This is a genomic window from Micromonospora sp. DT46, from assembly GCF_049841735.1.
GTDB lineage: Bacteria > Actinomycetota > Actinomycetes > Mycobacteriales > Micromonosporaceae > Micromonospora > Micromonospora reichwaldensis.
Window position 1 is genome coordinate 579,806 of record NZ_JBNCKW010000006.1, and the last position, 26,539, is coordinate 606,344.

Here is a 26,539-nt window from a genome sequence, read left to right on the forward strand (position 1 = left end):
CCTGAGTGACGGCGGGCAGCAAACGTACCTCGCGCAACGGGCCCCCACCATGGCGTTGCGGCGAATGCCGTGCCAACGGTCGACGGCCCGCCGGTGTCCCCCTCCGGGGCCCTGCCGCGGGCCGTAGGGTGGGACGGGTGGGAGAGCGGGACTGGCCGGTGGCGGAGGCCGTCGACACCGAGCGGCTGCTGCTGGAGCCGCTCCGCGTCGACCACGCCGAGGAACTCGCCCCCCTCCTGGACGACCCGGCCCTGCACGAGTACGTCGGGGGCAGCCCGGCCACCCCGGAGCAGCTCCGGGAGCGGTACCGCCGGCAGACGGTCGGGCGGTCGCCGGACGGCCGGGAGGGCTGGCTCAACTGGGTCGTCCGGCACCGGGACAGCGGCGACGCGGTCGGCACCGTGCAGGCCACCGTGCGGCTCGACGGTGACCGGCCGGTCGCCGAGCTGGCCTGGGTCGTCCTGACGCCGCACCAGGGCCGCGGCTACGCCGGCGAGGCCGCCGCCGGCCTGGTCGGCTGGCTGGCGGAGCGCGACATCCGGGCGCTGGTCGCGCACGTGCACCCCGACCACCGGGCCTCCGCCCGGGTGGCCGAGCGGCTCGGCCTGCGGGCCACCGACGAGCGAGCGGACGGTGAGGTCCGCTGGGTGGCCCCCTGAGGGACGCCGCGAGCCCCGGCGATCGGGCACGGGAGGTGCCGAGGCCGTCCTCGTCGAGCCGGCGGGCTGACGTTCGTCACCCTGGTCGTCGGCGAACTGGCCCCAAGAGCGGTCAGTCCGGGAGTTCGGGGCGGGCGAAGGGGGCGGCCGGCCCGACGGTGAGGTCGGCCGGCGCGGGCGGCCCGTCGTCCGTGAGGTCCCGCGACCTGCGGCGGCGCCAGCCCACCGGCTCCGTCCCGGCTCCGCCGTCGGCCTCGGTCCCGCCGTCCGCTTCGGCTCCGCCGTCCGCCTCGGTCCCGCCGGCGGCCTTCCCGGCGAGCCGGGCCGTGCCGGCCGGGGCCAGCTTCAGCGCCGCCGCGAAGAGCGCACAGGCCAGGAACGCCGTCACCAGGCCCCGGCCGTACTCGACCTGGAAGCCGTCGTCCGTCGAGTAGAAGAAGACGCGTTGGGCGGCCTCGTCGAGCGAGGCGGTGGCCGCGACCAGCAGCCCCAGCAGCGCCCCGGCCACGGCCAGCCCGGCGAGCCGGGCGTTCGGACGCACCGCGGGAGTGCCGCGCAGCGCGAGCACCACCGCGCAGACCAGGGCGAACAGCCCGACCAGGTAGCCCACCCCGAACCCGCCGACGTCGGACACCCCGCCCGGCACCCGCAGCGGCGTGTTGCCCTGCGGGCCGCCGTTGGGGATGGTCATCACCTGCCACTCGCCGAGCATCGAGGCGAGGGCGGCCACCGCGCCGAGCGCCGCGAGCAGCACGGGGAGCCGGGGGTCCCGGTGCAGCCCGGAGAACGTACGCCCGAACCGCCCCGGCCTGTCCGGCTGCGCGGTGCCCCACTCCAGGACGGCGGCACCGTCGGACCGGTGTTCCTGCCGGGGAATGGGGGAACTCTGGGACATCGGCCACCCTTCCGCGTTCGCGGGCCTGCCCCGAATCATGACACAGTACGCACCCGGTGACGCGGAGCGTGAACGGTCGCCGGAGGGTGCCCGTTGGGCTAGCGTCGGGTGCATGCCTATCCGTACCGCTTCCGCACAATGGCAGGGCAACCTCACCGAGGGGTCCGGCACGATCCGCACCGGCAAGGGCGGGCTGGAGGGGAACTACTCCTTCAAGTCCCGTTTCGAGGAGGGTGAGGGCACCAACCCCGAGGAGCTGATCGGCGCGGCCCACGCCGGCTGCTTCTCGATGGCGTTCTCCAAGGCACTTGCCGAGGCCGGCTCGCCGCCCACCTCCGTGGAGACCACCGCCAAGGTCCACCTCGACAAGACCGACGCCGGGATGGCGGTGACCCGGATCGAGCTGGACACCGTCGGCCAGGTGCCCGGCATCGACGAGGCGCAGTTCACCAAGCTCGCGGAGACCGCCAAGGAGAACTGCCCGATCTCCCGCCTGCTCGCCCCGGGCGCCCAGATCAGCCTGACCGCGCGCCTCGCCTCCTGACCGTCCCCGTCGTCGGCGTCGACCGCCACGGGGATCACGCTCCCCGTGGCGGCCCGCCGAGCCGGACCGGTGGCCCGACCGGCGCGGGCGGGCCGTGTCGTCGGGCAGAATGGGCGGGGTGCCGGTGGAGATGAGTCGCGAGCGCTTCGAGGAGCTGGTCGGCGACGCGCTCGACGAGGTGCCCGAGGAACTCCTCGCCCTGATGAGCAACGTCGTGATCCTGGTGGAGGACGACCCGCCCCCCGGCGAGGACCTGCTCGGCCTCTACGAGGGGCACGCCCTCACCGACCGCGGCTGGGACTACGCCGGCGTGCTGCCGGACCGCATCCTGATCTACCGCAATCCCATCCTGCGCATCTGCGACGACGACGAGGACGTCGTCGACGAGGTCGCGGTGACGGTGGTGCACGAGATCGCCCACCACTTCGGTATCGACGACGCCCGCCTGCACGAGCTGGGCTGGGGCTGACGGGCGGCGGTTGCCCCGGTCGCCTACCGTCGGTCCAGGTACCGCGAACTCAGGAGGCACTTCCAATGCGCAGCGAGCTGTTCTCGGCGGAGAACCTTGAGAAGGAGTCCGCGCAGCCCGGCATGCGGCTGCAGAACTCCAAGATGTTGAAGGTCGAACTCAACGGCGAGATGATGGCCCGGGTCGGGTCGATGGTCGCCTACCAGGGGCAGGTGCAGTTCCAGGCGCTCGGCTCCGGCGGGCTCGGCAAGTTCCTCAAGCAGAAGCTGACCGGCGAGGGCGTCCCGCTGATGAAGGTCTCGGGCCGGGGTGACGTCTTCCTCGCCGACTTCGCCAAGGACGTGCACATCATCGACCTGGAGCCCGGCGACGCGCTCTCCATCAACGGCTCCAGCGTGCTGGCCTTCGACTCCACCCTGCAGTACGACATCCGGATGGTCGGCGGGGCCGGCATGGCGTCCTCGTCGGGCCTGTTCAACTGCGTCTTCAGCGGTTACGGCCGGATCGCCATCACCACCAAGGGCACTCCGGTGGTGCTCAGCGTCGACGCCCCCACCTACGTCGACCCGCAGGCGGCGGTCTGCTGGTCGGCCAACCTCCAGACCGGCTACCACCGCGCCGAGCAGCTCGGCCTCGGCACGCTGCTGGGCCGGAGCACCGGCGAGGCGTTCACGATGAGCTTCGCCGGCCAGGGCTTCGTCGTCGTCCAGCCCTCCGAGGAGCCGCCCGTCATGGGCAGCGGCTCCCAGGAGCAGCAGGGCGGGCTCCTCGGCGGCCTGCTCAGCTGAGGCACGCCCCGCACCACCTCGCACCGCCCCCGCACCGCGTCGACCGGCCCCGCCGGATCCGACGCCGGTCGGGGGCGGTGCCTTTGCGGAGGCCGCAGTCGGCTCCGGGGCGGTCCCGGGCCTGCCGTCAGCCGAGGTCGCCGGCGCGCAGACGGGCCAGCCAGGCGGCCGCGTCGGCGTAGTCGGCGTCCGAGAGGCCGGCGGGGGCCGGGATCGGGCGGTCGCCCGTCCCGGGGAACCGGTGCCGGGGGTACGAGCCCAGGAAGCGCACGTCGGCGCAGACCCGGCGCAGCCCCTGCAACGCCTCGCCCAGGCGTACGTCCGCCACGTGCCCGGCGCAGTCGAGGAAGAAGACGTAGCGGCCGAGCGCCTCGCCCGTCGGGCGGGACTCGATCCGGCTCATGTTGACCCCGCGGACGGCCAGCTCCATCAGCACCGACAGCAGCGCGCCCACCCGGTCGTGCGCGATGTAGACCGCCAGGGACGTCACGTCGTCACCCGTCGGCGGCGGGGGCGGCCCGGGGCGGGACACCAGCGCGAAGCGGGTCACCGCGTCCGGGTGGTCGGCGATCTTGTCGGCGAGCACGTCGAGCCGGTGCCGCCCGGCCCCGATCGGGGCGCAGATCGCCGCGTCGTACTCGCCGGTGGCGGCTCCGGCGGCGGCGGCGCCGTTGGAGAGCACGTCGACGACGACGGCGTCGGGCAGGTGCGCGCGCAGCCAGCCCCGGCACTGGGTGGACGCCTGCGGGTGGGCGGCGACGCTGCGCACGTGCGGGAGCGTCGTGCCGGGCCGCGCGGCGAGCACGAACTCGACCGGCAGGACCACCTCGCGGGTGATCACCAGGGGTTCGCCCTCGGCGAGCTCGTCCAGGGTCACCCCGACGGCGCCGCCGATCGAGTTCTCCAGCGGCACCAGGGCCGCGTCGGCCTCCCCGGTCCGTACGCCCTCCAGCGCCTCGGGGACGCTGCGGGCCGGCGTGCGGCTGCCCCGCTCGGCGGCGGGGATGCTCTTCAACGCCTGCTCGGCGAAGGTGCCCTCCGGCCCGAGATAGACGAAGCGCGTCGGCGGTGTTCCCGGCATGGCGACAGCCTACGCACCCGGTACGCCGAGCGACCCGCCCTCGCAGACGCGCGTCCGGATGCCGGGCGGCCCGGCGGCGCGGACCTCGGCGGTGCAGACGTCGGTGCCGGCGGTGACCAGTCGCGGGGCGCCCGGCCGGCCCTGGGTGATCACCTGGAGCGTCTCGTGCCCGGTCACGTCGAGCACCGTGTAGTGCCACTCGCCGGCGCAGAGCGGCCCGGTCCGCACCCGGACCCGGACGCCGTTCGGCAGCACGCCACCCCGGCCCCGCACCAGGTCGACGATCCGCGCTCCCGAGGGGCCGTCCGGGCACGGGACCGCGACCAGGCCGGGGTCGACCGTGGGGGTGTTCCCTCCGGCGCCGGGCAGGCCGGTGGTGGGCGGGGGCGTCGGCGCGGCGCTGGGCGTGGCGGGGAGCGCGGTGCGGGTCGGGGCGGTGGTCGGGGCGGGGCGGCGCAGCTCCGGTGGGGTGCCGCAGCCGGCGAGGGGCAGCGCGGCCAGCAGCACGACGGCTGCGAGGCGGCGGGCGTACGCCGGCGGGGCCGGGCGGGACGAGGCCCGTACGGGCGGCAGGGGCGGAGCAGACGGGGCGCACGGGCGAACCGCTCCGGGCCGGGCCGCGGGGCCGGGCGGTCGGGCGGGCGTGGCGGGGCGCGAGGGGGTGGGCGGCACGGCCGATCCTCGGGACATCGGGGAGCGTCACTGCGGCCGGGAGGCCGAGCCCATCCTAGGAGGAACCGGCGGGCGGGTGAAGATCAGCCGAGGACGCGATGGCCGGCACGCTCCAGCGCGGCGGTCGCCTCGCGGAGCCGCACGGCGGGAACCAGCAGGTAGTCGGTGTCGTAGGTGGAGAAGGCGACCACGCTGACCCGGGCTGCGGCGAGGGGGTCCACCAGCGCGGCGAGGGTGCCGCTGACCGCCAGGTCGAGCGGTTCGGCGACCCGCAGGCAGCGCCAGGCGGTCTCGCCGACGGCCTGCTCGGGCGCCCGGTCGGCGGGGCAGATCAGCGAGATCCCGTCGGCCGTCCAGCTCACCGTGACGACGTCGCCGTTGCTCAACCCGTCCGACAACTCGGGCGGCAGGGCGGAGCCGGCGGCCAGGCGGCACACGGCGTACTTCCCCGGCAGCAGAGCGATATCGAGCATGAGGGCACCTTACGGCCTCGGTGCGGGCCCGCCCCAGATTCGCCGCGTGCGGCGAACGCCACATCCCGCCGCTGGTCAGACCGGGGAGAAGAACGTGAGTGAACCGGCGACCGTCCCGCTGGTGAACACCGGGGTGGAGATCGCGTCGACGGTCGAGTCCGGCGCGTCGGTCGACGCGGCCTGGACCCGGAGCAGCCCTCGGGCCAGGCGCCCGGAGGAGAGCGCCAGCAGCGGCGGGATCTTGTCGATCTCGGGCTCGGTCAGCTCGCAGCGGTTGGCGGTGAAGTCGAGCAGCCGTAGCCCGCCGTCGAGCAGCGGCAGCCCGGTCACGTCCTCCGGGTCGCCCAGGAAGAGCAGCTCGCAGCCGGCGACGGAAACGGCGACGACCCTCGTCCCGGCGTCGATGAGCAGGCACGGCTCGTCGGCGTGGGAGACGGTCGACGACCACCGACCGAGATTGTCGAACTCCTGCCCTGTCGGTGTTCCCGCCGCGGGCACGAACACGTCAGAGAGCGAGAGTTCGACGTGGGCCACCGCGCCTCCTATGTACACCGACGGTCCGTCCACGCTAGCCGGTCGTCGCGGGTGACGCCGACCGCGCGTGGTCGCCGGGCCGCCGGTGGGTGAGGGATGCCCTGACCAGACGGCCGGCGACGGCGCGACCGACGGGTGCCGACCGGCACCCGGGTGCGTGGCGTCGCCGGTGACGTTACCGTCGGTTGGCCGGCTTGTCAGCGGCCGTTCGGCCGCCCTCGTACCACCGGTAGTCCGCGGCCGGCCGGTACGCGCCGTTCACCCAGGTCTCCGGGTGCTGCGCGACCCGGGAGAGCTTCTCGGCCGTGGCCGGACTGATCCGGCTGCCCCCGGCCACGAGCAGGCGGTCCAGCTCGCGGTGGGTGGCCATGAGGCAGTCCTTCGGCAGGCCGTAGACGCTGATGACGCCGGAGCCGACGAAGGTCAGCACCGGCGTCACCGGGATCGGCAGCCCCACGGCGTCGGAGAGGGCCTTGCTGGCCCGCTTGGCGTCGCGGCGGGCCTCGGCCACGTAGGGCGGGCGCTTGCCGTTGATCTGGACCACGTCGCCGGCCACCAGCACCCGGGCCCGGCCGTGGTCGGCGATGGTGACCGCGAAGAGCCCGCTCGGCCCGATGGCGAGGAAGCCGGCGCGTTCGTCGCGCTCGTGGTCGAGCAGGAGATCGGCGGCGTCCGTGCGGGGCCACTCGATGACGTGCCACGCGGGCCCGAGATGGTCGAGCCGGCCGAGCGCCCGTGCCCCGGCCGCCTCCAGCCGCCGGGCGCCCCGCTCCGCCCTGCGGCGGCGGGCCCACTCCAACGGGGACGGACGGACGGGTGCGAGCACCCCCGGCGACTCCACGCGGGGGTGTGGCACCGCCGCGGGCGGCAGTGCCCGGGCGGACGGTACGGCTTGACGAGCGGGAAAGACAGTCATCGCGACCTCCGGCAAAAGGTCCCTCGAAGTTATGTCCTCACTACCCTACGTTGCCAGTCCCCTGTGTCGGCAAGTTGGAACGCCGGAGTGAGTGTGGATGAATGCCATATTCATCCACCCCTGTTTTATCGGATGCCGCCAAACCCTGCCCTACGCTGCGAGGGTGACCCACTACGTGGACAGCGAAGTCGGTCGGCTCGGGACGGTGCTGCTGCACCGCCCCGGTCCTGAGTTGGCCCGGCTCACCCCCCGGAACAACGACTCGCTCCTCTTCGACGCCATCCCATGGGTCGGACGGGCCCAGGAGGAGCACGACGCCTTCGCCGCCGCCCTGCGCGAGCGCGGCGTCGAGGTGCTCTACCTTGCCACCCTCCTCGCCGAGACGCTCGCCGTCGCCGACGCGCGGGCCGAGCTCACCGGGGAGGTGCTCCGTTCGCCCCGGCTCGGCGACTCGCTGCGCGCCCGGGTCGCCGACCACCTCGCGTACCTCGATCCCGTCGCGCTCGCCGACGTGCTCATCGCCGGGCTGGCCCACGAGGAGCTCCGGGTCAGCCGGGAGCGCCCGGGCGGCCTCGTCTACACCCTGATGGACCGGCACGACTTCGTCATCGACCCGCTGCCCAACCTGCTGTTCACCCGGGACTCCTCGTTCTGGGTCGGCGACCGGGTCGGGGTGACCAGCCTGGCGATGCCGGCGCGGCGACGGGAGACCACGCTGACCGACGCCATCTACCGGCACCACCCGCGCTTCGCCGGCACCGAGCTCGTCTACCAGCCCGGCCTGGAGCACCTGGAGGGCGGCGACGTGCTGCTGCTCGCGCCGGGGGTGCTGGCCGTCGGGGTGGGCGAGCGGACCACGCCCGCCGGCGCGGAACGCCTCGCCCGGCAGGTCTTCGCCGCCGGGCTCGCGCACACCATCCTCGTCGTCCCGATCGCCCAGGAACGGGCGACCATGCACCTCGACACCGTCTGCACGATGGTGGACGTCGACGCCGTGCTGATGTACCCGAACATCGCCCACACGCTGTCGGCGTACACGGTGATCGCCGGGGCGGACGGTGAGGACCCGCGGGTGGACGGCCCGGCGCCGTTCCTGCGGGCCGCCGCCGACGCGATGGACCTGCCCCAGCTCCGGGTCATCGACACCGGCCTGGACCCGGTGACCGCGGAACGCGAGCAGTGGGACGACGGCAACAACACCCTGGCCATCGCGCCCCGGCTCTGCGTGGGCTACGAGCGCAACACGGAGACCAATGCGCAGTTGGAGCGGGCCGGCATCGAGGTGATCCCGATCGCCGGTTCGGAGCTGGGCTCGGGCCGGGGCGGACCACGCTGCATGTCCTGCCCGCTGGTCCGCGAGCCGCTGGGCGCACCGGGGGAAGGAAGGGGCCCTTCCTGACGTGTCCGGTCCAGGAAGGTCCCTTCCTCACATCGCAGCCGCCGCGCGAGGCGGCTGCGATGTGAGGGCGGAGGGTGAGCGGGGTGTCCGGCTCAGCGCAGGGTGAGTTGGCGGCCGAGCAGGCCGTGGCGGGCCCGCCGGCCGGTGGCGTCCAGGGGGGTGGGCTCGGCGAGCGCCTCCGCGTAGCGCTTGGCGAAGTCGGCGACCGGCTGCTCCCAGTCGGCGGCCGGGACGTCCTCCGGCAGGTCCCAGACGGGCACCAGCCGGCCGTGGGCCCGGAACATGCCCGCGAAGCGGGTGTTCTCGCCGAGCACAAGCGTGCCGGCGACGCTCAGCCGGGACAGCGCGTCCAGCGCGGCGTCCTCGTCGTCGGGCAGCACCCAGCGCACGTGGGCCTTCTCCGGCACCTGGCACCAGTACGCGGCCCGGGCGGCGGCGAGCCGTACGGTGGGGTAGATCGCGGCGTTCGCCCGCTCCAGGGACGCCTGCACGTTCGGGTCGTCGCCGGCCCCCGGGTCGAGCCAGAACTCGAACCCGTCGTGCATGCCGACCTCCAGCGGGCCGTCGGCGAGGACGTCCTGCAACCGGGGGCCGGGGCCGGGCAGCGGCGGCACGGGCACCGGGCGGCCCGGCTCGGCCCGCAGCGCGCAGAGCAGCGCCTCGGCCAGGTCCCGGGAGACGTCGCCCGACTGGAGGTGACGCTGGAGCCCGATGAGGACCCGCCCGTCCGGCTTGGTCATGGCCGGGGTGGCCATCGGCAGCACGGTGGCCAGGGTGACCTCCCGGTCGCCGAACTCCTCGACCAGGGCGGGGGCCAGCCGCAGCGGCGCGGAGGCGGCCGGCACCAGTTCCCGCAGGGCGATCCACTCCGGCTCGTCGGTCAGCCCCTCGAACGGTCGGGGCACGAAGATGTCCCGTACCTTCTCCCGCTTGGGGGTGGCTTCGGCGGCCCGCTGGCTCTTTCGACGCTTGCTCACGGCGAGACAGCCTAGAGGCCCCGGCGGCCCGGCGGGGCGGGACCCGCCCTCGCGGTCGGTCAGCCGGCCACGGCAAGGTCCGACCGGGTGACGTCGGCAGGGTCGAACTCGGCCCACACGCTCTGGCCCAGGCCGTCCCGCTCGACGCCCCAGCGGTCGGCCAGCCCCGAGATGATGTGCAGCCCCCGGCCGTCGACGGCGTCGGTGTCGGCGATCCGCATCGTGGGGCCCGCGGCGGCGCCGCCGTCGGTCACCCGGAGCTGCACCTGCTGGCCGCCGGACGAGTCGCGCAGCCGCCAGGCCACCCGGACCACTCCGCCGGGCAGCGGGTCGGCGTGCCGGACCGCGTTGCCGACCAGTTCGGCGAGGACCGCGACGAGGTCGGCCAGGAGCGGCGGGGGTACGACGTCGGCCAGCTCCTCGGCGAGGCGTCGTCGCGCCACCCGCGCCCCAGCGGCGTGGTGGGGGACCACCACGCACCATGCCCGATCGGCAGCTCCCGTCGACACCTTCGTCCCTTTCACGCCCCCGTTGCCCGTCGCCGGTCACCCGCGGGGCAGCCGCACCTCTGCGACCGTACCGCCACCGGCCCTCGGCCGTAGGGATACCCATCCATTCTGCTGTTCAACGATCCGACGGACGAGATAGAGGCCGAGTCCGGCCCCGGCGTAGCGGCGGCGGTCGCCCGACTCGCCCTGCCAGAACCGGTCGAAGGCCCGCTCCACGTGCTCCGGCCGGATGCCGATGCCCTGGTCGCGTACCTGGAAGGAGACCGTCGACCCGTCCGCGTCGGCGGTGATCTCGATCAGCGAACCGGGCGGGGAGTACTTGCCGGCGTTCGTGCACAGCTCCGTGAGCACGGTGGCGAGGCTCAGCCGGTGGCCGAGCGCCTTGGGCAGGTCCGCGGGGAGGCGGAGGACGAGCCGTTGCCGCAGCTCCGCCGGGAGGTCGACCGCCGCCGCGCGCAGCGCGTCACCGAGGTCGTACGGGGCGGGAGGCTGGTCGCCCGGCCCCGCCTCGGCGGCGGAGGAGAGCAGCCGGTCCACCAGCCGGGCCAGCTCGTTGGCGCGTTGCCCGATCACGCGGGCGGCCTGCCGCCGGTCGGTCTCGGTGAGCGACTCCCAGTGGTCGGTGAGCGTGTCCGCATAGCCCTTGATCACGGTCACCGGCGTACGCAGCTCGTGGCTGGTCACCGCCACGAAGAGATCACGGTCGTGGTCGCGGCGCTGCTGGTCGGTGATGTCCCGGAAGGTGACCACCCGCAGGGTGCCGGGGCCGGGCAGCTCCCCGGAGGTGATCGTGAGCCAGCGGCCGTCCGGCATCCGGTGGTCACGCACCTGCCCGGACGGGGGCAGCGGGAAGGGCAACGGCTGGTTGAGCGCCTGGGCCACGGAACGGCCGGTGACCCGGGCGGCGGCCGGATTCCAGAGCCGGACGTGGTTGTCCCGGTCGACCACGGCCAGGCCGTCCGCCAGCGCCGCCACCACCGGCCCGTCGCCGTGCACGGGCAGCCCGGTCTGGTCGCCGTACATGTGGGCGATGCAGGAGGCCAGGTAGCCCGCGACGGCGTGCTGCTCGGCGTCGGGCGGGTCGTCGCCGTCGGGGTAGAGCACGTGCAGGCTGCCGACCGTCAGCCCGCCGATCTCCGCGCGGGAGACCACCATCCGGAGCAGGCCCCGTTCGGCGAGTTCGGCGCAGAGCCTGCCGGTCAGCTCGTCCGTGCGGACCTGGCGCACCCGCGCGCCGGAGAGCAGGCAGACGGTGGCGGGGTCGTCGGCCGGCACGGGGTGGCCGACGGCCCACTCGGCGGCGCCGGTCGCGGCGATCACCCGGCCGCCGGTCGGCGCGAACTCGACGAACGCCGTGCCCGCCGCGCCGAGCGCCGACCGGGCCACGCGGAGCAGGTGGGTGAGCACCGGAAGGCCGGTGCCGCCCGAGTTGATCATTTCGATCACCGTGGTGTGGCCGGCGATGAGAGCGGAGAGGTCGGTGCGCTCCGGCATCCTCCGAGTGTGCCCCGCCGGCCAGTCCGGGGACACCCCTGCCCGACCGGGCCTCCGCGCGCTGCCACCCCGGTCAGCGGCCCAGGCTGGCCAGCGTGTGCGCCGGCCGGTCGGTGATGATGCCGTCCACCCCGGCGGCCAGGACGAGGTCCAGGTCCGCCGGCTCGTTCACGGTCCACACGAAGACCTGGTTGCCCGCCGCCCGCAGGGCGGGCACCAACTGCGGGCGGGCACGCACCAGGGCGACGCCGGGGCCGGCGATCCGGATGCCGAACGGCAGCCGCCCCAGCCGCACCCAGCGCGGCAGCACATCCAGCAGCAGCACCGTGGGCAGCGCGGGGGCCAACCCCCGGACCCGGCGTACGGCCAGCGGCGAGAACGACATCACGGTGACCCGTACCGGATCGTCCGGTTTCGGCTCGGTCAGGCCGTACCTCCGCAGCATCGCGACGAGCCGGCGCTCGACGTTCCCGCCGTGGCGGGAGGGGTGCTTGGTCTCCACCAGTAGCCGCACCGGCCTGCCCGCGGCCAGCACCGCGTCCAGCAGCCGCTCCAGGGTCAGCAGCCGCGTGTGCGACTCGTCCAGCACCTCGTCGCCGTCGGCGGGCGCGCAGCCGGGGTGCCAGGAGCCGAAGTCCAGCGCCTCCAGCTCCGCGAGGGTACGGGCGCTGACCAGTCCCTGGCCGTTGCTGGTGCGGTCGAGCCGGCGGTCGTGCACGCAGACCAGGTGGCCGTCCCGGGTCAGCCGGACGTCGCACTCCAGCCCGTCCGCGCCCTCGTCGAGGGCCCGCAGGTAGGCCGCGAGGGTGTGCTCGGGCAGGTCGTGGGAGGAACCGCGGTGCGCGAAGACGAGAGGGGCGTCCATCCCGATCGTCCTAGAGGACCCGGCCCGGCTGCCCGTCCTCGCGGACCACTCCTCGCCCGGCGGCGGCCCACTCGCCCATCCCGCCCTCGACGTTGCGCACCTGGTCCCAGCCGTTGCGCATCAGGTAGGCGACGACCTGCGCGGAGCGCCCGCCGGAGCGGCAGATGACGGCGACGTCGCGGTCGGTCGGCACCTCGGCGATCCGGGCCGGCAGCTCCATCATCGGCAGGTGGTGCGCGCCGGGAGCGTGGCCGGCGTTCCACTCGTCGTCCTCCCGGACGTCGAGCAGGTACGCGTCGTCGGCGATCTCGGTCACGGTCACGGTGGGAACCTGGGATCCGAACACGGGCCAAGCCTAGATCCTCGCCCCGGCGGCCGGCGGCGGGCCGCCCCCGGGCGTCACAGCCGGGTGACCCACCGCGGGTTGGCGCGCGCCCAGTCCGGCACGCGGGTGCCGCGTACCGCCTCGAAGAGGCCGTTCCCGCCGTTGTCGAGCACCACGTACGACACCTGGTCGATGGTCTGGGGGTGGGAGGGGACCTGCACGCCGCGCAGCGCGTCCGCCGGCAGGTCGCGCAGCGCGAGGACCAGGTCCTCCAGCCGTACGCCGTTGGTGTCCACGGTCAACGAGCCGCCCACTGCGCGGATCACCTGGTCCAGCTTGACCGGGTTGGTCCGCAGCGACGTCTCGCTCGTGCGCTCCAGCACCGCCCGGAGCAGTTGCTGCTGGTGGGTCTGCCGGTCGTAGTCGCCGCCCGGCAGGTCGTAGCGCTGGCGGACGTAGTCCAGCGCCTGGCCGCCGTCCATCTGCTGGCAGCCGGGCGCGAAGACGCGGTCGGTGTGGATCGAGCGGACCTCGGTGTCCACGCACATGCGTACGCCGCCGAGCAGGTCGATGACCTTGCGGAAGCCGGAGAAGTCGATCAGGGCCGCGCCGTCGAAGCGGATGCCGGTCAACCGGGACAGGGTGGCCGAGAGCAGGCGGGTGCCCGGCTGGCCGCCGCCGCCGTGCTCGTACGCCGCATTGATCTTGTCCTGGCCGCCGCCGTAGCCATTGCCGGCGGGGATGGCCACGAGCAGGTCCCGGGGGACGGAGACCAGGTACGCCTCGCGCCCGCCGGCGGGGACGTGCACGATGAGGATGGTGTCCGAGCGTCGGTCCGCCGCGCTGCCGCTCTGCCAGCGGTCGGTTCCCACCAGCAGGTAGTTCAGCGGCCCGTCGGGGTCGGTGCGCTTCTGGCGGGCGGTGGGGTCGAGCAGTTGCTCCCGGACGACGCTGCCTTCGTACCGGTCGCTCAGCACCTCCAGGCCCACCACGGCGAGCCCGGCCAGCAGCACCAGGGCCAGGCCCAGGCCGAGCAGCAGCCGGGGCCAGCGGACGCGGGGCGGCCGGGCGGGCCGGGTGTCGGTCCCGGCCCGGCCCCGACCGTCGCCCGTCGATCTGGACGTGACGCCTCCCCGCGACCCGTACGTGAATCCCTCTCACGTCAGGTTACGAGTCGACCACGGCGGTCCGGGCCGCTTCGCCGACATCGCCCGGCGGGCCGCCCCGGCCGGCGCTACTCGCGGCTGGAGACCACCTCGGGGTTGGCGAAGACGAATTCGGCCAGCTTGTCCTGTTTCACCGCGCGGAACATGTCAATCGTCTGGGCGCTGAGCGTCTCGCGGCTGCCGTCGCTGTGGAAGGTGCCGCCGTTCGTCTTCAGCATCACGAGGTCGTTGCCGGTCACCCCGCGCATGGTGAAGACGAAGTCGGGGACCGGCACGCCGGCGGTGTCGAGAATGAATGCCTTGCCGGCCGCGTCGATCAGCTTGTTCAGCTTGATCGGGTTGGTCAGCGTCCCGTCCTGGGTGGCCTTCTTCGCCATCGCCTTGATCAGCTGCTGCTGGTTCTGCTGCCGGTCGTAGTCGCCGTTCTTGAGGCTCTTGCGCTGCCGGGAGTAGTCCAGCGCCGCCCAGCCCTCCATCTCGCGGCAGCCCTTCTTGTGCACCACGGGCGTCCGCTGCTTGCCGGTCTTCTTCGCGTCCGCGTTCCACATCGGCTTGCCGTCCACGTACGACATGTGGATCGACTCGACCTCCTGCTTGACGCAGATGCGCACCGTGCCGAGGGCTTCGATGACGTTCTTGAATCCGCCGAAGTTGATGATGGCCGCGCCGTCGAAGCTGATCCCGGTCATCTTCTTGATCGTCTGCGCCATCAGCTGGGCGCCGCCCTCCCAGCCGCCGCCGTTGCCGGCGCCCGCCTGGAACGCCGCGTTGATCTTGTCGACGCCGCCCTTGTAGCCGCTCGGCTTGAAGGCCGGGATCTGGGCCTCGGTGTCCCGCGGGATCGAGATCAGGTACGCCTGGTCGTGCGTCGCCGGGATGTGCAGCACGATGATGCTGTCGGCCCGCACGTTGTCGGCGGCCCACCGCTCCCGGGCGTCCACGCCGAGCAGCAGCATGTCGATCGGGCCGTCCAGGCTGGCGCCACCCTCGGCGTCGGTCTTGCCCGCGTCGCCGAGGAGGTTGCGTTGGGCGATGTTGCCGGTGGCGCTGCTGATCAGCGCCTTGCTGCCGACGATGGCCGCACCGCTGGCCACCATCAGCACGGCGCCGAAGATCAGGGTGAGTCGGGCCCAGAGCGGGTCCTTGCGGCGCGACCGCTTCTTCGCGGACCCGCCACCGGGCTTGCCGCCCTTGACGGGCTGCTTCGGGATGCTCGTGGAGGCCCGGACCGGGCCACGGGGGGACTCCAGCGCCGGAGGGCGACGGCTGGTCTGAACCGGCATGCGTGCTCCAGCTCGCGTTTGTCAGGGGGGCGGGATCACTTTACGGACGCTTTCCCGTCCTGGCGAGGTCGTCCGACCGTCAAATGCCGTTCGTACGGCCGTCATGCAGGAAAACTGACCGAACGGACAGATCGATACGGCTGGTCGGCGGTTGGCTCACAGGAAGCGGTCGGCCGGCCCTCCGAATCGTGATGACGTTCGTCGATCACGGGAGGGCCGGCCGGCGGAGCTGGTCAGTTTCCGGTGCCGTCCTTCTTCTTCTGGTTGGCCTCGACCCATGCCGTCATGGTGTCGGCCGACATCGCCTTGTACATGGCCAGCGCCTTCTCCTTGTCCGACACCACCACCGACTCACCGTCGATGGTCTGGCTGCCGACGTGCGGGCTGGTCACGAAGGTGAGGTTCTCGCCGCGCAGGTTGCGGAACTGGACCCCCATGTCGACAAGCGAGAAGCTCTGGTCGACGGTGACCGCGGCGGTGACCGACTTGAGGAAGTCGTTCAGCTTCTTCGGATTGGTCAGCGTGCCCGTGCTCGCCGCCTTGTCCATCAGGGCGCGGAGGAAGTCCTGCTGGTGCCGCATCCGGGCGAAGTCGCCGTCCGGGAACTGCTTGCGCTGCCGGATCCAGTCCAGCGCCTCGGCGCCGTCCATGTGGTTGGTGCCCTTCGTGAACGTCCGGTACGGCTTGTGGATCGAGGTGACGGTCCGCTCGACCTTCAGGTCGACGCCGCCGAGGGCGTCGGTGACCTGCTTGAAGCCGGCGAAGTCGATCGCCATCACGTGGTCGAGCCGCACGTCGGTGAAGCACTCCACCGTCCGGACGGCCAGCGGCAGCCCGCCGAAGGCGAAGGCGGCGTTGATCTTCCCCCGCTGCCCGCTGCCGCAGTCGGCGTTGGCGCCCTCCGGGATCGGCACGTAGAGGTCACGGGGGATGGAGACCAGATAGGCCTTCTGGTGGTCCGACGGGATGTGCATCACGATGATCGTGTCGGCCCGCCACTTGCTGGACTTGTCCACCGGGGCGTCCGGGTCCCGGGAGTCGCTGCCCACCAGCAGGATGTTCAGGGCGCCGTCCACCGCCTTGGCCGGGCGGCCCCCCGTGATCTCCGAGAACGGGTCGGTGCGGGCCAGGTCGTCGTCGAGGCCGCGGGCGTAGAACCAGGCGCCCACCCCGCCGAGCAGCGCGAGCACCAGCACGGCCACGCCGGCCACCAGGGCGATCCGGCCCCAGCGGGGGCGGACGCCGCCCCGGCCCGGCCGGTCCGGTCCGGTCGGTCCGCCTGGCCCGGCCGGTCCGCCCGGACCCGCGGGACCGCCCGGGCCGCCGGCCCGTGGCTCGTCCGCTGCCGGGGACCAGTGGGCCTCGGCCGGCCGGGCGCGTCCGGCGTCCCGGCCGGGGCCGGGCACCGAGGCGCGCCCGGCGCTGCGGTGCAGGTGCGGGAGTGGAACTCCGGCGGGCATGGTCGCTGACATGTAACTCAGGGTACGTACGCGTAGCCACTGTCGCCCTGTGGCGCCGCCGACGTGTGCGCCGGCGGCGGGCGTTCGCTAGACCATCCGCTCGCGGAAGTACTCGATCGTGCGGCGGAGGCCGTCCTCGGGCGCCACGGTCGGCTCGTATCCGAGCAGCTCCCGGGCGAGGGTCAGGTCCGGGCGGCGCATCTCCGGGTCGTCGGCGCTGCGGGTGATGTAGGTCACCTCGGAGCTGCTCCCGGTGAGCGCCACGATCGTCTCAGCCAGCTGCCGCATGCTCATCTCGTGCTCGGTGCCGCAGTTGATCGGCCCCGTCTCGCGGGAGTCGAGGAGCAGCAGGATGCCGTGCACCAGGTCGGACACGTAGCAGATCGAACGGGTCTGGTTGCCGGTGCCGTGCACGGTGATCGGCTCGCCGCGCAGCGCCTGCGAGATGAAGGTCGGGATGGCCCGGCCGTCGTCCGGGCGCATCCGCGGGCCGTACGTGTTGAAGATCCGGACGATGGCCGTGTCGAGCCCCCGGCTCCGGTGGTAGGCCATGGTGGCCGCCTCGGAGAAGCGCTTCGCCTCGTCGTAGACGGCGCGGATGCCGATCGGGTTGACGTTGCCCCAGTACGACTCGGGCTGCGGGTGCTCCTTCGGGTCCCCGTACGCCTCGGAGGTGGAGGCCATCAGGAAGCGGGCGCCGTCGGCGACCGCGCGCTCCAGCAGGTGCAGGGTGGCCACCGAGCCGACGCGGAGGATCTCCACCGGCAGCTTCTCGAAGTCGGTCGGGCTCGCCGGCGAGGCCATGTGCAGGATGGCGTCGAACCGCTCGGCCATCGCCGGGTGGTGGGTCGGCAGGCCGTCGGAGATGTCGGCCTCGACCAGGGTGAAGTTCGGCTCGTCCAGCAGGTGGGCGACGTTCTCCTTCGACCCGGTGATGAAGTTGTCGAGCGCGACCACGGTGCAGCCGCGAGCGATCAGGGAGTCCACCAGGTGCGACGGTACGAAGCCGGCGCCGCCCGTGACGAGGATGCGGTGACCGGGTCCGAAGCGGGCAACAGCGTTCATGCCGGTCAGCCTACCCACTGTCCCGAGTCGCCCTGACGCAAGGAAGGGTCCCTCGTCGCCCGGCGACGACGAGGGACCCTGCCCCGCATCTGTGGGAGGCCCGTCAGTGGGCGCCGGCGCCGGTGACGGAACGCACCTCCAGCTCCGCGTACTTCTCCTCGTTGTGCTCCTTGGAGATCACGGTGCCGATCCACCCGCACAGGAAACCGAACGGGATGGACAGGATGCCCGGGTTGGACAGCGGGAACCACTGCCAGTCGTGCTCGGGGAACATCGAGGTGGCCGCTCCGGAGACCACCGGCGAGAAGAACACCAGCAGTACGGCGGAGAGCAGGCCGCCGTAGATGGCCCACACCGCGCCCGAGGTGTTGAACCGCCGCCAGAACAGGCTGTAGAGGATCGCCGGCAGGTTGCCGGAGGCGGCCACCGCGAACGCCAACGCCACCAGGAAGGCCACGTTCAGGTTCTGCGCGTAGATCGACAGCACGATCGAGATCGCGCCGATCACCAGGGCGGAGACCCGGGCGACCCTGACCTCTTGGCGCTCGGACGCCTTACCGTCCTTGATCACGTTGGCGTAGAAGTCGTGCGCCAGGCTGGACGAGGAGGCCAGCGTCAGGCCGGCGACCACGGCCAGGATCGTGGCGAAGGCGACCGCCGCGATGACCGCGAGCAGGGTCGCCCCGCCGAGATCGCCGCCGAGGAATTCGATGCCGAGCGCCTCGGCGAGCTGCGGCGCGGCCGTGTTGCCGGCCTTGTCCTGCGCGGTGATCGCCTCGCTGCCGACCAGCGCCGCCGCGCCGAAGCCGAGGGCCAGGGTGAGCAGGTAGAAGGTGCCGATGATGCCGATCGCCCAGAGCACGCTCTTGCGGGCCGTCTTCGCCGTCGGCACGGTGTAGAAGCGGATCAGGATGTGCGGCAGGCCGGCGGTGCCGAGCACCAGCGCGATGCCGAGCGACAGCAGGTCCATCTTGTTGTAGAAGGTCTGCGTCGCGTCGCCGGCCACCTCGACCCCGTAGCGCAACCCCGGTCCGAGGAGCGCGTCGCCCTTGCCGGAGGAGGCCGCGGCGGCGCCGAGCAGCTCCGACAGGTTGAAGTTGTACTTCGCCAGCACCAGCACCGTCATGATCGTCGCGCCGCCCATCAGCAGGAACGCCTTGACGATCTGCACGTAGGTGGTGCCCTTCATGCCGCCCACCGTGACGTAGACGATCATGAGCGCGCCGACCATGATGATGGTGGCGACCTTGGCGGTGTCGGCGTCCATGCCGAGGAACGTCGTACCCGGCTTGATGCCGAGCAGCAGGGCGACCAGCGCGCCCGCGCCGACCATCTGCGCCAGCAGGTAGAAGATCGACACCGTGATGGTGGAGACGGCCGCGGCGGTCCGCACCGGGCGCTGGCGCATCCGGAAGGCCAGCACGTCGGCCATCGTGTACCGGCCGGAGTTGCGCAGCAGCTCCGCGACCAGCAGCAGCGCCACCAGCCAGGCGACCAGGAAGCCGATGGAGTAGAGGAAGCCGTCGTAGCCGTAGAGGGCGATCATGCCGGCGATGCCCAGGAACGAGGCGGCCGACATGTAGTCGCCACCGATGGCCATGCCGTTCTGGAAACCGGAGAAGGACCGGCCACCGGCGTAGAAGTCGGTGGCGGTCTTGGTCTGCCGGCTGGCCCAGATGGTGATGGCCAGGGTCACCGCCACGAAGACCAGGAAGAGCGTGATGGTGAGGTTGCGGGCGGTGGTGCTGCCTGCCTCAGCCGCGAGGACCGTGTTCATTGCCCACCTCCCCGATCTCGGCGCGGATCCGGTCGGCGACCGGGTCGATCTTCCGGTCGGCGAACCGCGAGTAGAGCCAGGCGATGAGGAAGGTCGAGACGAACTGGAGCAGGCCGAAGACGAGGGCGATGTTGATGTTGCTGCCGAAGAGCTTCGTGCCCATGAAGTCCCGCGCGTACGCGGACAGGATGACGTAGAGCGCGTACCACAGGAAGAACGCGACGGTCATCGGGAAGATGAAGCCGCGCAGCGTGCGCCGCAACCCGGCGAACTCGTCCGACCGCTGCACGGCCAGGTACCGGTCCGCCGCCGAGGTCGACGGCGTGGACGCGGGTGTGTCCGTGGACATTCGTGGATCACCACCTTCACAGGCGTGGGGAGTTTCGCGCACGGTAGAAAGCGCGCTCCCCGCCACGGAAGGGCGAGATCGACGCCGGTCGGCGGCTGCGCCGAACGGCACGGTGGCTGCGCCGAGTGACGCAGCTCACTCCGTTCACCGGTCGTCATGTGGCCCCGGGTGGGCCGGACGGTCGCCGTCGACGCCGCCGGTGACGGTCGTCAGGTCAGCTCGCGGTAGCGGCCCCGGTAGTGCAGCAGCGGGTCCGTCTCCCCGGTCAGCTCGACGGCCTCGATGGTGGCCTCCACCAGCAGGCCCCAGCCGTACTCGCGGGCGGAGTCGAGCCGGCACCCCGCCCAGCCGCCCGCGTCGGCCGGCACCGGGCCGTAGGGGGTGTTGGTCCACACGCCGGTGGCGAACAGGCCGCCGGGGGACGGGAAGAGGCCCGCGAACCGGTCGGCGAGCTGCCGGTGCGCCGGGCCCAGCGGCGCCACCGCGAAGCGGCCGGCGGACTCGACCGCCGCCCACAGGTCGGACTCCGGGTCGACCAGGCCGAGCAGCCGGTCCGGCTCGCCCTCCGCGACCAGCGTCGAGGAGACCGTCAGGCCCGCCGGCTCCGGCGCCGTCCAGAGCGTCACCGGCGACGCCAGCCGACCGCGCAGCCGGCGTACGGGCGAGCGTTGGTCGGCGGGCACGGCGAACGGGTCGATGTGGTGGATCTCGGCGCCCGGCTCATGATTCACGTGAAACATTGTGCGGCCTGCCCCGCCCCGACGGGCCCGGATGCGGCCCCTGGCGTCGTCAGACGGCGCGCTGCCGCTGTTGCCGGCGCGTCGGTGATGCGGTGCGGTGAGTGCCCGCCCTCGCGGCCCCACGTCACCAGATCACATGATCTCAGCGGGCTTGATGTGCAGGTTCAGCAGCATGTCCTCGAAGGCCTCGGGTCCGAATCGCGCCGCCACCATGTGCACCGGTGAACAGACCATGTCCAGTGTCGCGACGCCCACGGGGCGCCTCTCGACGCCGGTCACCACCAGGGTCGTCCCCCGTACCGTCACGTCCTCGATCGTGACGTCGTAGCCCAGCACGGGGCGGGTCCCCACCGAGAGCATGATGACCGTCTCACGTGCGAGGTCCACCAGCGGCGGTGGCGGGACAGGCTGCACTCCCCGATTGACCGATGCCCAGTGCTGCGCCCACGACCCTGATCGGCGGATCAGAAACAGGCCGTAACTCGAGCCGGCACCGGATGCCTGCCCGTGGTACAGGGTGCGGAAGTTCGCGCGGCTCACCCGCTGACCCTACCGGCACCGACCCTCGGTGCAGCCGTCGAGATCTTGGACGTTCTGCGCCCCTCCAGGGGCCGTTCCCTGCCAAGATCTCGGCAGGGTGCGCGTACCGCTGGAGTGGTCAGTCGTCGGCGGTCAGTGACCGGCGGGCGGCGGCCAGCACCTCCGGGTCGGTGCAGCCGGCGGCGTACCCGGCGATCCGGCGGCGGATGTCGCGGCCGAGCAGCCAGGAGCCGATCCGGTCCGCGACCGGGCGGAGGAACGCGGGCCGGCAGCGGAAGCTGTACCGCCACGTGGCGATGGCGTGGCCGGGCTCCGGGGCCGGCGCGAACCGCCACCCACCGGCGAACATCTCGAAGAACCACGGCCCGCGCACCATCTTCATCCCGACGTGGCTCGGCGGGGCCCAGGAGACGTACTCGCTGACCATCGCCAGGCCGTGCCGGGACCTGGTGAAGGTCCGCACCCCCTTGCCGGGCCGGGTCGCCCCGTCGGTGAAGTGCTGCTCCCGCACGAACGGGTCCCACCGGTAGCGCACGGGCGCCGTGGTCTGGGAGACCGCGAAGGCCAGTTCGGGTGGGACCGGCACGGTGATCACCGCTTCGACGACGGGCATCAGGCCATTGTCCTGTTCGATCGTCAGCGGCGCGGGGTGACCGTGGCGAGCAGTTCCGGCATCCGGCGGTCCAGCACGTCGCCGGCCAGGTACGCGCCGAACAGCGCCGCCCCCAGGCCGTACGCCGCCCCGAGCGGCAGGGCCAGCCAGAGCCAGACGTCGCCGAGCAGCCCGGCGGCCACCACCATCGGCACCGCCGCCACCGCGGTGGCGAGCATCGCCAGCAGGGTGAGGAAGCTCTTCGCGATCCCGGCACCGGTGTTCAGCGCGAACGGGTTGCTCGTCTCCGGCAGCGAGTACGCCCCGAGCACCGAGACGAAGCAGTTCACCGCCAGCCCCGCGCCGTACGTGCCGAACAGCGTGCCCGCCATCAGCCCGATCCAGCCGGGCTCGCCGATGACCACCGCGACGACCACGGAGATCACCGCCAGCATCGGCAGGACGTAGAGCGAGAACGCGGCCATCCGGGCGCGCAGCTCCTGCTGGCCGGAGACGCCCGCGACCACGTTCGCCGCGTACGCGCTGCCGTCGAAGCCGAACTGGTTGGCCAGGGTGACGGCGGCGAGCAGCCCGACGAAGAGCATCGACAGGCTGGACAGCACCGGGGACGGGTCGGAGCTGGCCGTGAACCCCTCCGCGCCGTCGATCGTGAAGCCCGAGCCGCCCAGGTTGACCATGACCGGCACGAAGAGACCGACGACCGCGACGGTGATCAGGTTGGCCCGGCGTCGGGCGTCCCGCCACCAGTAGCGGGCCTCCCGGGCGACGAGAGCGCCGAACCGGTCCCGCCGGGCCCAGCCGAGGACCCTCGGGAAGAGCTGGGCGACTGCCCCGCCGGTCGTACCACGCTGGGCGCGGGCCGGCCCGGCACTGGCCGTGCCCACCATCGCGGACTCGAGCGAGCGGGACCACCAGGCCAGCAGCGCGACGATCGTCGCCGCCGTGATCAGCAGCTTCACCGGCGCGGCCCAGACGCGGCCCTCGGCCACGTCGATGCCGGCCGTCCAGGGAGCGCCGAACGGGGTCCAGGCGACCACCTCTGCCACCCCCTGGAGGCGGTCCCAGTCGGCGTCGGAGAGGGCGGCGATGCCCAGGAGCTGCAACGGCCCGAGCAGCGCGGCTAGTACGGCGAGCAGCACGGCGGCGAGGTCGCGGACCCGGCGGGACCGCAGCGCGGTGGCGAAGGCGCTGGTCACCGCGCGAGCCGCGGCGACGCAGAGCAGCAGCCCGCCGACCACCCCGACGAAGGCGACCGCGGCGGCCGACCAGCCACCCAGCGCCCCGGCGGTGACCACCAGCCCGCACAGGGCCAGCAGCACCGAGATCGTGGGGACGCTGACGAAGGCGGCGGCGAAGAGCCCGGTGACGAGCGTGCGGCGGGGCAGCGGCAGCAGCGCGAACCTCGCCGGGTCCAGCGTCTCGTCCACCCCGAAGAAGACCAGCGGCAGCAACAGCCAGCCGAGCACCGTCAGGCCACCGCCGAAGGCAGCCACCATCAGCGCGTAGCGGCTTGAGTCGGCCAGGCCGGGCGCGGCGAAGAGGAAGAAGCCGGTGCCGGCGAACCAGAGCCCGAACACCGCGCCGCCCACGAAGAGGGCGACCCGCCAGCCCTGACCCCGGAAGTTGTTGCCCATCACCCGCAGCTTGAGCCGGACGAAGTGCCGGGCGGAGACCCGCCGGGCGGGCTGGGCGGAGACGGTCGGTCCGGTCACTGCGACAGCCACGCCAACTCCTCGCCGGTCGCCGTACGGCCGCCGACCACCTCGACGAAGACCTGCTCCAGCGAGCGGCCGCCGCGCACCTCGTCGATGGGACCGACCCGCTTGATGGTGCCGGCCGCCAGGATCGCCACGTGCGAGCAGAGCCGCTCGACGACCTCCATCACGTGGCTGGAGAAGACGACGGTGCCGCCCCCGGTCACGTACCGGTGCAGGATGTCCCGGATCAGCGCGGCCGAGACCGGGTCCACCGCCTCGAACGGTTCGTCCAGCACCAGCAGCCGGGGCCCGTGCAGCAGCGCGCAGGCCAGGCCGATCTTCTTCTTCATGCCCGCCGAATAGTCGACCACCAGCGTCCGGCCGGCGTCGCCGAGCGCGAGCACGTCCAGCAGCTCCGCCGCCCGCTGGTCGACCACCGCCGGGTCCATCCCCCGCAGCAGGCCGTGGTACGCGAGCAGCTCCGCGCCGCTGAGCCGGTCGAAGAGCCGTACGCCGTCGGGCATCACGCCGAGCAGCTGCTTCGCCTGCACCGGGTCGGCCCAGACGTCGTGACCGAGCACCCGGGCGTCGCCGGCGTCCGGTCGGAGCAGCCCGACCGCCATCGACAGGGTGGTGGTCTTCCCCGCGCCGTTCGGGCCGAGCAGTCCGTAGAAGGAGCCGGCCGGCACGTCGAGATCGACACCGGCGACGGCGGCCTTGCCGTCGAAGTGTTTCGCCAGGCCACGCAGGGAGAGCGCCGGGTGCTCAGCAGTCATGCGTCGACCGTATCCGGCCGCGACCAGCGGCTGCTCCGGCCGCAGGATGATCCCCGGTCATCCCCGAGTCGTACCCCGCACGGTCCGCGTCGTCGCCGGGGGCGACCAGCGCCTACAGCCGTAGCGCCTCCGGGGCGTGCAGGCGGAGCATGGTGGCGCCGATGTCAGCCGGCGCCCGGCGGCGGGTCGCCATCGAGACCGCCACCATCACGGTGAAGGCGAGCGGCACCGTCCAGGCGGCCGGCTGGGCGGTGAGCGTGGCCGGCCAGCCGGACAGCGGCGGGCCGAGCACCGTGACCAGCACCGCCCCGACCGCCGCGCCGCCGCCGACCAGGATCCCGGCGGCGGCGCCGAGGTCGGTCAGCCCGCGCCACCAGATGCCGAGCACCAGCAGCGGGCAGAAGCTGGACGCGGCGACCGCGAAGGCCAGCCCGACGACCTGCGACACGTCCAGCCCGGCGAGGTTGAGCGCGAGCACCGTCGGCACGGCTCCGGCGATCACCGTGGCGAGCCGGAAGCCGCGTACCGAGCCGCGCCCCAGCACGTCCGTGGAGATCACCCCCGCGACGCTGGTGAGCAGCCCCGACGAGGTGGAGAGGAAGGCCGCGAACGCGCCGGCCGCGACCAGCGCGGCGAGCAGCCGGCCGGCGGTGCCGTCGCCGAGCGCCGCGCCGGGCAGCAGCACCACCACCGCGTCGGTCTGCCCGCTGAGCAGCAGTTGCGGGGTGTAGATCCGGCCGAGCACCCCGTAGATGGTGGGCAGCAGGTAGAACGCCCCGACCAGGGCGAGCACCACCAGCGTGGTGCGGCGGGCGGCGGCGCCGTCGGGGTTGGTGTAGAAGCGGACCAGCACGTGCGGCAGGCCCATCGTGCCGAGGAACGTCGCCAGGATCAGCGAGTAGGTGGCGAACAGCCCCCGGTCGTCGTCCCCGGCGGCGCTGGGCAGCAGCCAGTCGGCCGCGTCCGTGGCCACCCCCGACACCTCCGGCACCGCGTCGCCGGCGGCGAAGGAGAGCTCATCGCCGGGGCGTACCTCCTGGATCCGGCCGTCGGGGTGGGTGAGGGTCGCGCGGTGCTCGACCACGACGGTGGTCGCGGTCCGGAACGCCGGTCCGTCGGGCGGGGTCACCGCCGGGCGGGCGTCGGCCTGCCACTGCAACGCCAGGAAGATCGCCGGTACGGCCAGCGCGGTCAGCTTCAGCCAGTACTGGAAGGCCTGCACGAAGGTGATCGCGCGCATGCCGCCGAGCGCGACGTTCGCGGTGACCACCACGGCCACCAGCAGGGCCCCCAACGGGTACGGCGAGCCGGTCACCGTGGCCAGCGTCAGCCCCGCCCCCTGGAGCTGCGGCACCAGGTAGAGCCAGCCGATGAAGATCACGAAGACGGTGGCGAGGGTGCGCAGCCGGCGCGACCCGAGTCGCAGCTCGCAGAAGTCCGGCAGGGTGAACGCGCCGGAGCGGCGCAGCGGCGCGGCCACGAAGAGCAGCAGTGCGAGGTAGCCGGCGGCGAAGCCGACGGGATACCAGAGCACGTCGACGCCGTACTTGAGGATCAGCCCGGCGACCCCGAGGAAGCTCGCCGCCGACAGGTACTCCCCGCCGATCGCGGCGGCGTTCCAGGTGGGGCTGATCGCCCGCGAGGCGACCAGGAAGTCGGAGGTGGTCCGCGCCAGCCGCAGCCCGTAGAAGCCGATGCCGACGGTGACCAGGGTGACCGCCACGATCGCCGGTACGACGAAGCCGTTGCCCACCTCAGCGCTCCGGCCGCTGGACCAGGTCGGTGAAGTCCTGCTCGTTGCGCTCGGCCAACCGCACGTACGCCCAGCCGACGGCGATCAGGAACGGGAACGACGCCACCCCGAGCAGCAGCCAGGGCAGGTTGACGCCGAGCACGGTGACCCGGCCGACGGCGGGCGCGACGGCGAAGAGCCACGGCAGCCCGCCGAGCCCGATCGCCACCACCAGGGAGAGCCGCAGGGCCAGCGCGAACTGGGCCCGGACCAGCCCCCGTACGAGCGCGTCGCCGACCCGGGTCTGCTGGGCCAGCTCGGCGCGGGTGCGTTCCGCCCGGTCCTCGCGGCGGGACACCTCGGCCAGCACGATCCGGGTCCGGGGCTGGGGTGGCGTGGGCCGCCCCGGCACCCCGGGCTGGCCCGCGTGCCCGGGCGTCCGGCTCGCGTGCTCGGGCGTCCCAGACCCGCCCTGCCGGGGCGCGGGGACGGGATCGTCGGCAGCGGCCACCCCGGCAGTCTCGCCCGATCGCCGCGAATGTCAAGGGCAGTCGTCGGCGTCACGCCCGCCCGGGCCGGCTCGGGCGAAGCCGTCCACACCGGGCTGTGGACAACCTGTGGAGAACGGGTCACGCCTGTGGATAACTCGTGGCGGGGGGGGGGGGGGGGGGGGGGGGGGGGGGACCCCCCCCCCCCCCCCCCCCCCACAAAAAAAAAAAAAAAAAAAAAACAAAACAAACC

At 73.2% G+C, this 26,539-nt stretch carries 29 protein-coding genes; 5 read left to right on the plus strand and 24 right to left on the minus strand.

Annotated features, from left to right (window positions below):
• The first annotated feature begins 137 nt into the window (after window positions 1–137).
• Window positions 138–659, plus strand: coding sequence for a GNAT family N-acetyltransferase (locus ACLQ20_RS19905; protein WP_225852502.1), 522 nt, complete (start codon window positions 138–140; stop codon window positions 657–659).
• A gap of 112 nt (window positions 660–771) precedes the next feature.
• On the opposite strand, the gene ACLQ20_RS19910 is transcribed toward ACLQ20_RS19905, so the two are convergent.
• The gene (locus ACLQ20_RS19910) at window positions 772–1,554 is read right to left on the minus strand and encodes a hypothetical protein (protein WP_151457316.1); all 783 of its coding nucleotides are present in this window, start codon (window positions 1,552–1,554) and stop codon (window positions 772–774) included.
• Between the two features lie 112 nt (window positions 1,555–1,666).
• On the opposite strand from ACLQ20_RS19910, the gene ACLQ20_RS19915 reads away from it, so the two are divergent.
• The 3 genes from ACLQ20_RS19915 (at window position 1,667) to ACLQ20_RS19925 (ending at window position 3,355) form a co-directional block, all read left to right on the plus strand.
• Complete coding sequence (locus ACLQ20_RS19915) at window positions 1,667–2,098, plus strand: OsmC family protein (protein WP_132240504.1); 432 nt, start codon at window positions 1,667–1,669, stop codon at window positions 2,096–2,098.
• Window positions 2,099–2,222: 124 nt separating this feature from the next.
• The gene (locus ACLQ20_RS19920; protein WP_192581591.1) at window positions 2,223–2,567 is read left to right on the plus strand and encodes a metallopeptidase family protein; all 345 of its coding nucleotides are present in this window, start codon (window positions 2,223–2,225) and stop codon (window positions 2,565–2,567) included.
• A gap of 65 nt (window positions 2,568–2,632) precedes the next feature.
• The gene (locus ACLQ20_RS19925) at window positions 2,633–3,355 is read left to right on the plus strand and encodes an AIM24 family protein (protein WP_358118719.1); all 723 of its coding nucleotides are present in this window, start codon (window positions 2,633–2,635) and stop codon (window positions 3,353–3,355) included.
• Window positions 3,356–3,482: 127 nt separating this feature from the next.
• On the opposite strand, the gene pheA is transcribed toward ACLQ20_RS19925, so the two are convergent.
• The 5 genes from pheA to ACLQ20_RS19950 form a co-directional block, all read right to left on the minus strand.
• Window positions 3,483–4,436: a prephenate dehydratase gene (gene pheA, locus ACLQ20_RS19930; protein ID WP_327029996.1), complete on the minus strand. Its 954-nt coding sequence runs from the start codon at window positions 4,434–4,436 to the stop codon at window positions 3,483–3,485.
• A 9-nt stretch (window positions 4,437–4,445) separates the two neighbouring features.
• On the minus strand, window positions 4,446–4,943 hold the full coding sequence (locus ACLQ20_RS19935) for a hypothetical protein (protein ID WP_327029995.1): 498 nt from the start codon (window positions 4,941–4,943) through the stop codon (window positions 4,446–4,448).
• A gap of 248 nt (window positions 4,944–5,191) precedes the next feature.
• A complete protein-coding gene (locus ACLQ20_RS19940; protein ID WP_425857176.1) occupies window positions 5,192–5,581 on the minus strand; it encodes an ACT domain-containing protein in 390 nt (129 codons plus the stop codon).
• A gap of 75 nt (window positions 5,582–5,656) precedes the next feature.
• The gene (locus ACLQ20_RS19945) at window positions 5,657–6,115 is read right to left on the minus strand and encodes a hypothetical protein (protein ID WP_327029994.1); all 459 of its coding nucleotides are present in this window, start codon (window positions 6,113–6,115) and stop codon (window positions 5,657–5,659) included.
• A 175-nt stretch (window positions 6,116–6,290) separates the two neighbouring features.
• A complete protein-coding gene (locus ACLQ20_RS19950; protein ID WP_327029993.1) occupies window positions 6,291–7,031 on the minus strand; it encodes a hypothetical protein in 741 nt (246 codons plus the stop codon).
• A 163-nt stretch (window positions 7,032–7,194) separates the two neighbouring features.
• On the opposite strand from ACLQ20_RS19950, the gene ACLQ20_RS19955 reads away from it, so the two are divergent.
• A complete protein-coding gene (locus tag ACLQ20_RS19955; RefSeq protein ID WP_425857178.1) occupies window positions 7,195–8,430 on the plus strand; it encodes an arginine deiminase in 1,236 nt (411 codons plus the stop codon).
• A 92-nt stretch (window positions 8,431–8,522) separates the two neighbouring features.
• Here ACLQ20_RS19955 and ACLQ20_RS19960 read toward each other — a convergent pair whose 3' ends face one another.
• From ACLQ20_RS19960 to ACLQ20_RS20045, 18 genes are all read right to left on the minus strand, one after another.
• Window positions 8,523–9,407, minus strand: coding sequence for a DUF5926 family protein (locus tag ACLQ20_RS19960; RefSeq protein WP_425857180.1), 885 nt, complete (start codon window positions 9,405–9,407; stop codon window positions 8,523–8,525).
• Between the two features lie 59 nt (window positions 9,408–9,466).
• Window positions 9,467–9,916 carry an ATP-binding protein gene (locus ACLQ20_RS19965; RefSeq protein ID WP_151455388.1) on the minus strand — a complete coding sequence of 150 codons (450 nt, stop codon included), beginning with the start codon at window positions 9,914–9,916 and terminating at the stop codon, window positions 9,467–9,469.
• 36 nt (window positions 9,917–9,952) lie between these two features.
• Window positions 9,953–11,410 carry a PAS domain-containing sensor histidine kinase gene (locus ACLQ20_RS19970; protein WP_151455387.1) on the minus strand — a complete coding sequence of 486 codons (1,458 nt, stop codon included), beginning with the start codon at window positions 11,408–11,410 and terminating at the stop codon, window positions 9,953–9,955.
• A gap of 73 nt (window positions 11,411–11,483) precedes the next feature.
• Window positions 11,484–12,275, minus strand: coding sequence for a glycerophosphodiester phosphodiesterase (locus tag ACLQ20_RS19975; protein WP_358118710.1), 792 nt, complete (start codon window positions 12,273–12,275; stop codon window positions 11,484–11,486).
• 10 nt (window positions 12,276–12,285) lie between these two features.
• Window positions 12,286–12,621 carry a rhodanese-like domain-containing protein gene (locus ACLQ20_RS19980; RefSeq protein WP_132240515.1) on the minus strand — a complete coding sequence of 112 codons (336 nt, stop codon included), beginning with the start codon at window positions 12,619–12,621 and terminating at the stop codon, window positions 12,286–12,288.
• 53 nt (window positions 12,622–12,674) lie between these two features.
• Complete coding sequence (locus ACLQ20_RS19985; protein WP_151455384.1) at window positions 12,675–13,613, minus strand: LCP family protein; 939 nt, start codon at window positions 13,611–13,613, stop codon at window positions 12,675–12,677.
• A gap of 221 nt (window positions 13,614–13,834) precedes the next feature.
• The gene (locus ACLQ20_RS19990) at window positions 13,835–15,049 is read right to left on the minus strand and encodes an LCP family protein (RefSeq protein WP_358118706.1); all 1,215 of its coding nucleotides are present in this window, start codon (window positions 15,047–15,049) and stop codon (window positions 13,835–13,837) included.
• Between the two features lie 233 nt (window positions 15,050–15,282).
• Window positions 15,283–16,521 carry an LCP family protein gene (locus ACLQ20_RS19995; protein WP_358118704.1) on the minus strand — a complete coding sequence of 413 codons (1,239 nt, stop codon included), beginning with the start codon at window positions 16,519–16,521 and terminating at the stop codon, window positions 15,283–15,285.
• 75 nt (window positions 16,522–16,596) lie between these two features.
• Entirely contained in the window at window positions 16,597–17,574 is a 978-nt protein-coding gene (locus tag ACLQ20_RS20000) for a UDP-glucuronic acid decarboxylase family protein (RefSeq protein ID WP_327029986.1), read from the minus strand.
• 103 nt (window positions 17,575–17,677) lie between these two features.
• Window positions 17,678–19,351: a solute symporter family protein gene (locus ACLQ20_RS20005; RefSeq protein ID WP_425857184.1), complete on the minus strand. Its 1,674-nt coding sequence runs from the start codon at window positions 19,349–19,351 to the stop codon at window positions 17,678–17,680.
• On the minus strand, window positions 19,329–19,700 hold the full coding sequence (locus ACLQ20_RS20010) for a DUF485 domain-containing protein (RefSeq protein WP_327029984.1): 372 nt from the start codon (window positions 19,698–19,700) through the stop codon (window positions 19,329–19,331). Before ACLQ20_RS20010 ends, ACLQ20_RS20005 begins: the two co-directional genes overlap by 23 nt.
• 209 nt (window positions 19,701–19,909) lie before the next feature.
• Window positions 19,910–20,473, minus strand: a complete 564-nt coding sequence (locus ACLQ20_RS20015) for a flavin reductase family protein (RefSeq protein WP_425857226.1) — start codon at window positions 20,471–20,473, stop codon at window positions 19,910–19,912.
• A 99-nt stretch (window positions 20,474–20,572) separates the two neighbouring features.
• The gene (locus ACLQ20_RS20020) at window positions 20,573–20,980 is read right to left on the minus strand and encodes a hypothetical protein (RefSeq protein ID WP_425857185.1); all 408 of its coding nucleotides are present in this window, start codon (window positions 20,978–20,980) and stop codon (window positions 20,573–20,575) included.
• Window positions 20,981–21,098: 118 nt separating this feature from the next.
• A complete protein-coding gene (locus tag ACLQ20_RS20025; RefSeq protein WP_327029983.1) occupies window positions 21,099–21,593 on the minus strand; it encodes an SRPBCC family protein in 495 nt (164 codons plus the stop codon).
• Between the two features lie 23 nt (window positions 21,594–21,616).
• Entirely contained in the window at window positions 21,617–23,317 is a 1,701-nt protein-coding gene (locus tag ACLQ20_RS20030; RefSeq protein ID WP_425857187.1) for an ABC transporter permease, read from the minus strand.
• Window positions 23,302–24,066 (minus strand): ABC transporter ATP-binding protein, encoded by a 765-nt coding sequence (locus ACLQ20_RS20035; protein WP_425857189.1) that lies wholly within the window; start codon window positions 24,064–24,066, stop codon window positions 23,302–23,304. The genes ACLQ20_RS20030 and ACLQ20_RS20035 overlap by 16 nt, the downstream gene beginning before the upstream one ends.
• A gap of 112 nt (window positions 24,067–24,178) precedes the next feature.
• A complete protein-coding gene (locus ACLQ20_RS20040) occupies window positions 24,179–25,819 on the minus strand; it encodes a cation acetate symporter (protein WP_425857190.1) in 1,641 nt (546 codons plus the stop codon).
• Window position 25,820: 1 nt separating this feature from the next.
• A complete protein-coding gene (locus ACLQ20_RS20045) occupies window positions 25,821–26,210 on the minus strand; it encodes a DUF485 domain-containing protein (protein ID WP_151455584.1) in 390 nt (129 codons plus the stop codon).
• Window positions 26,211–26,539: the final 329 nt, after the last annotated feature.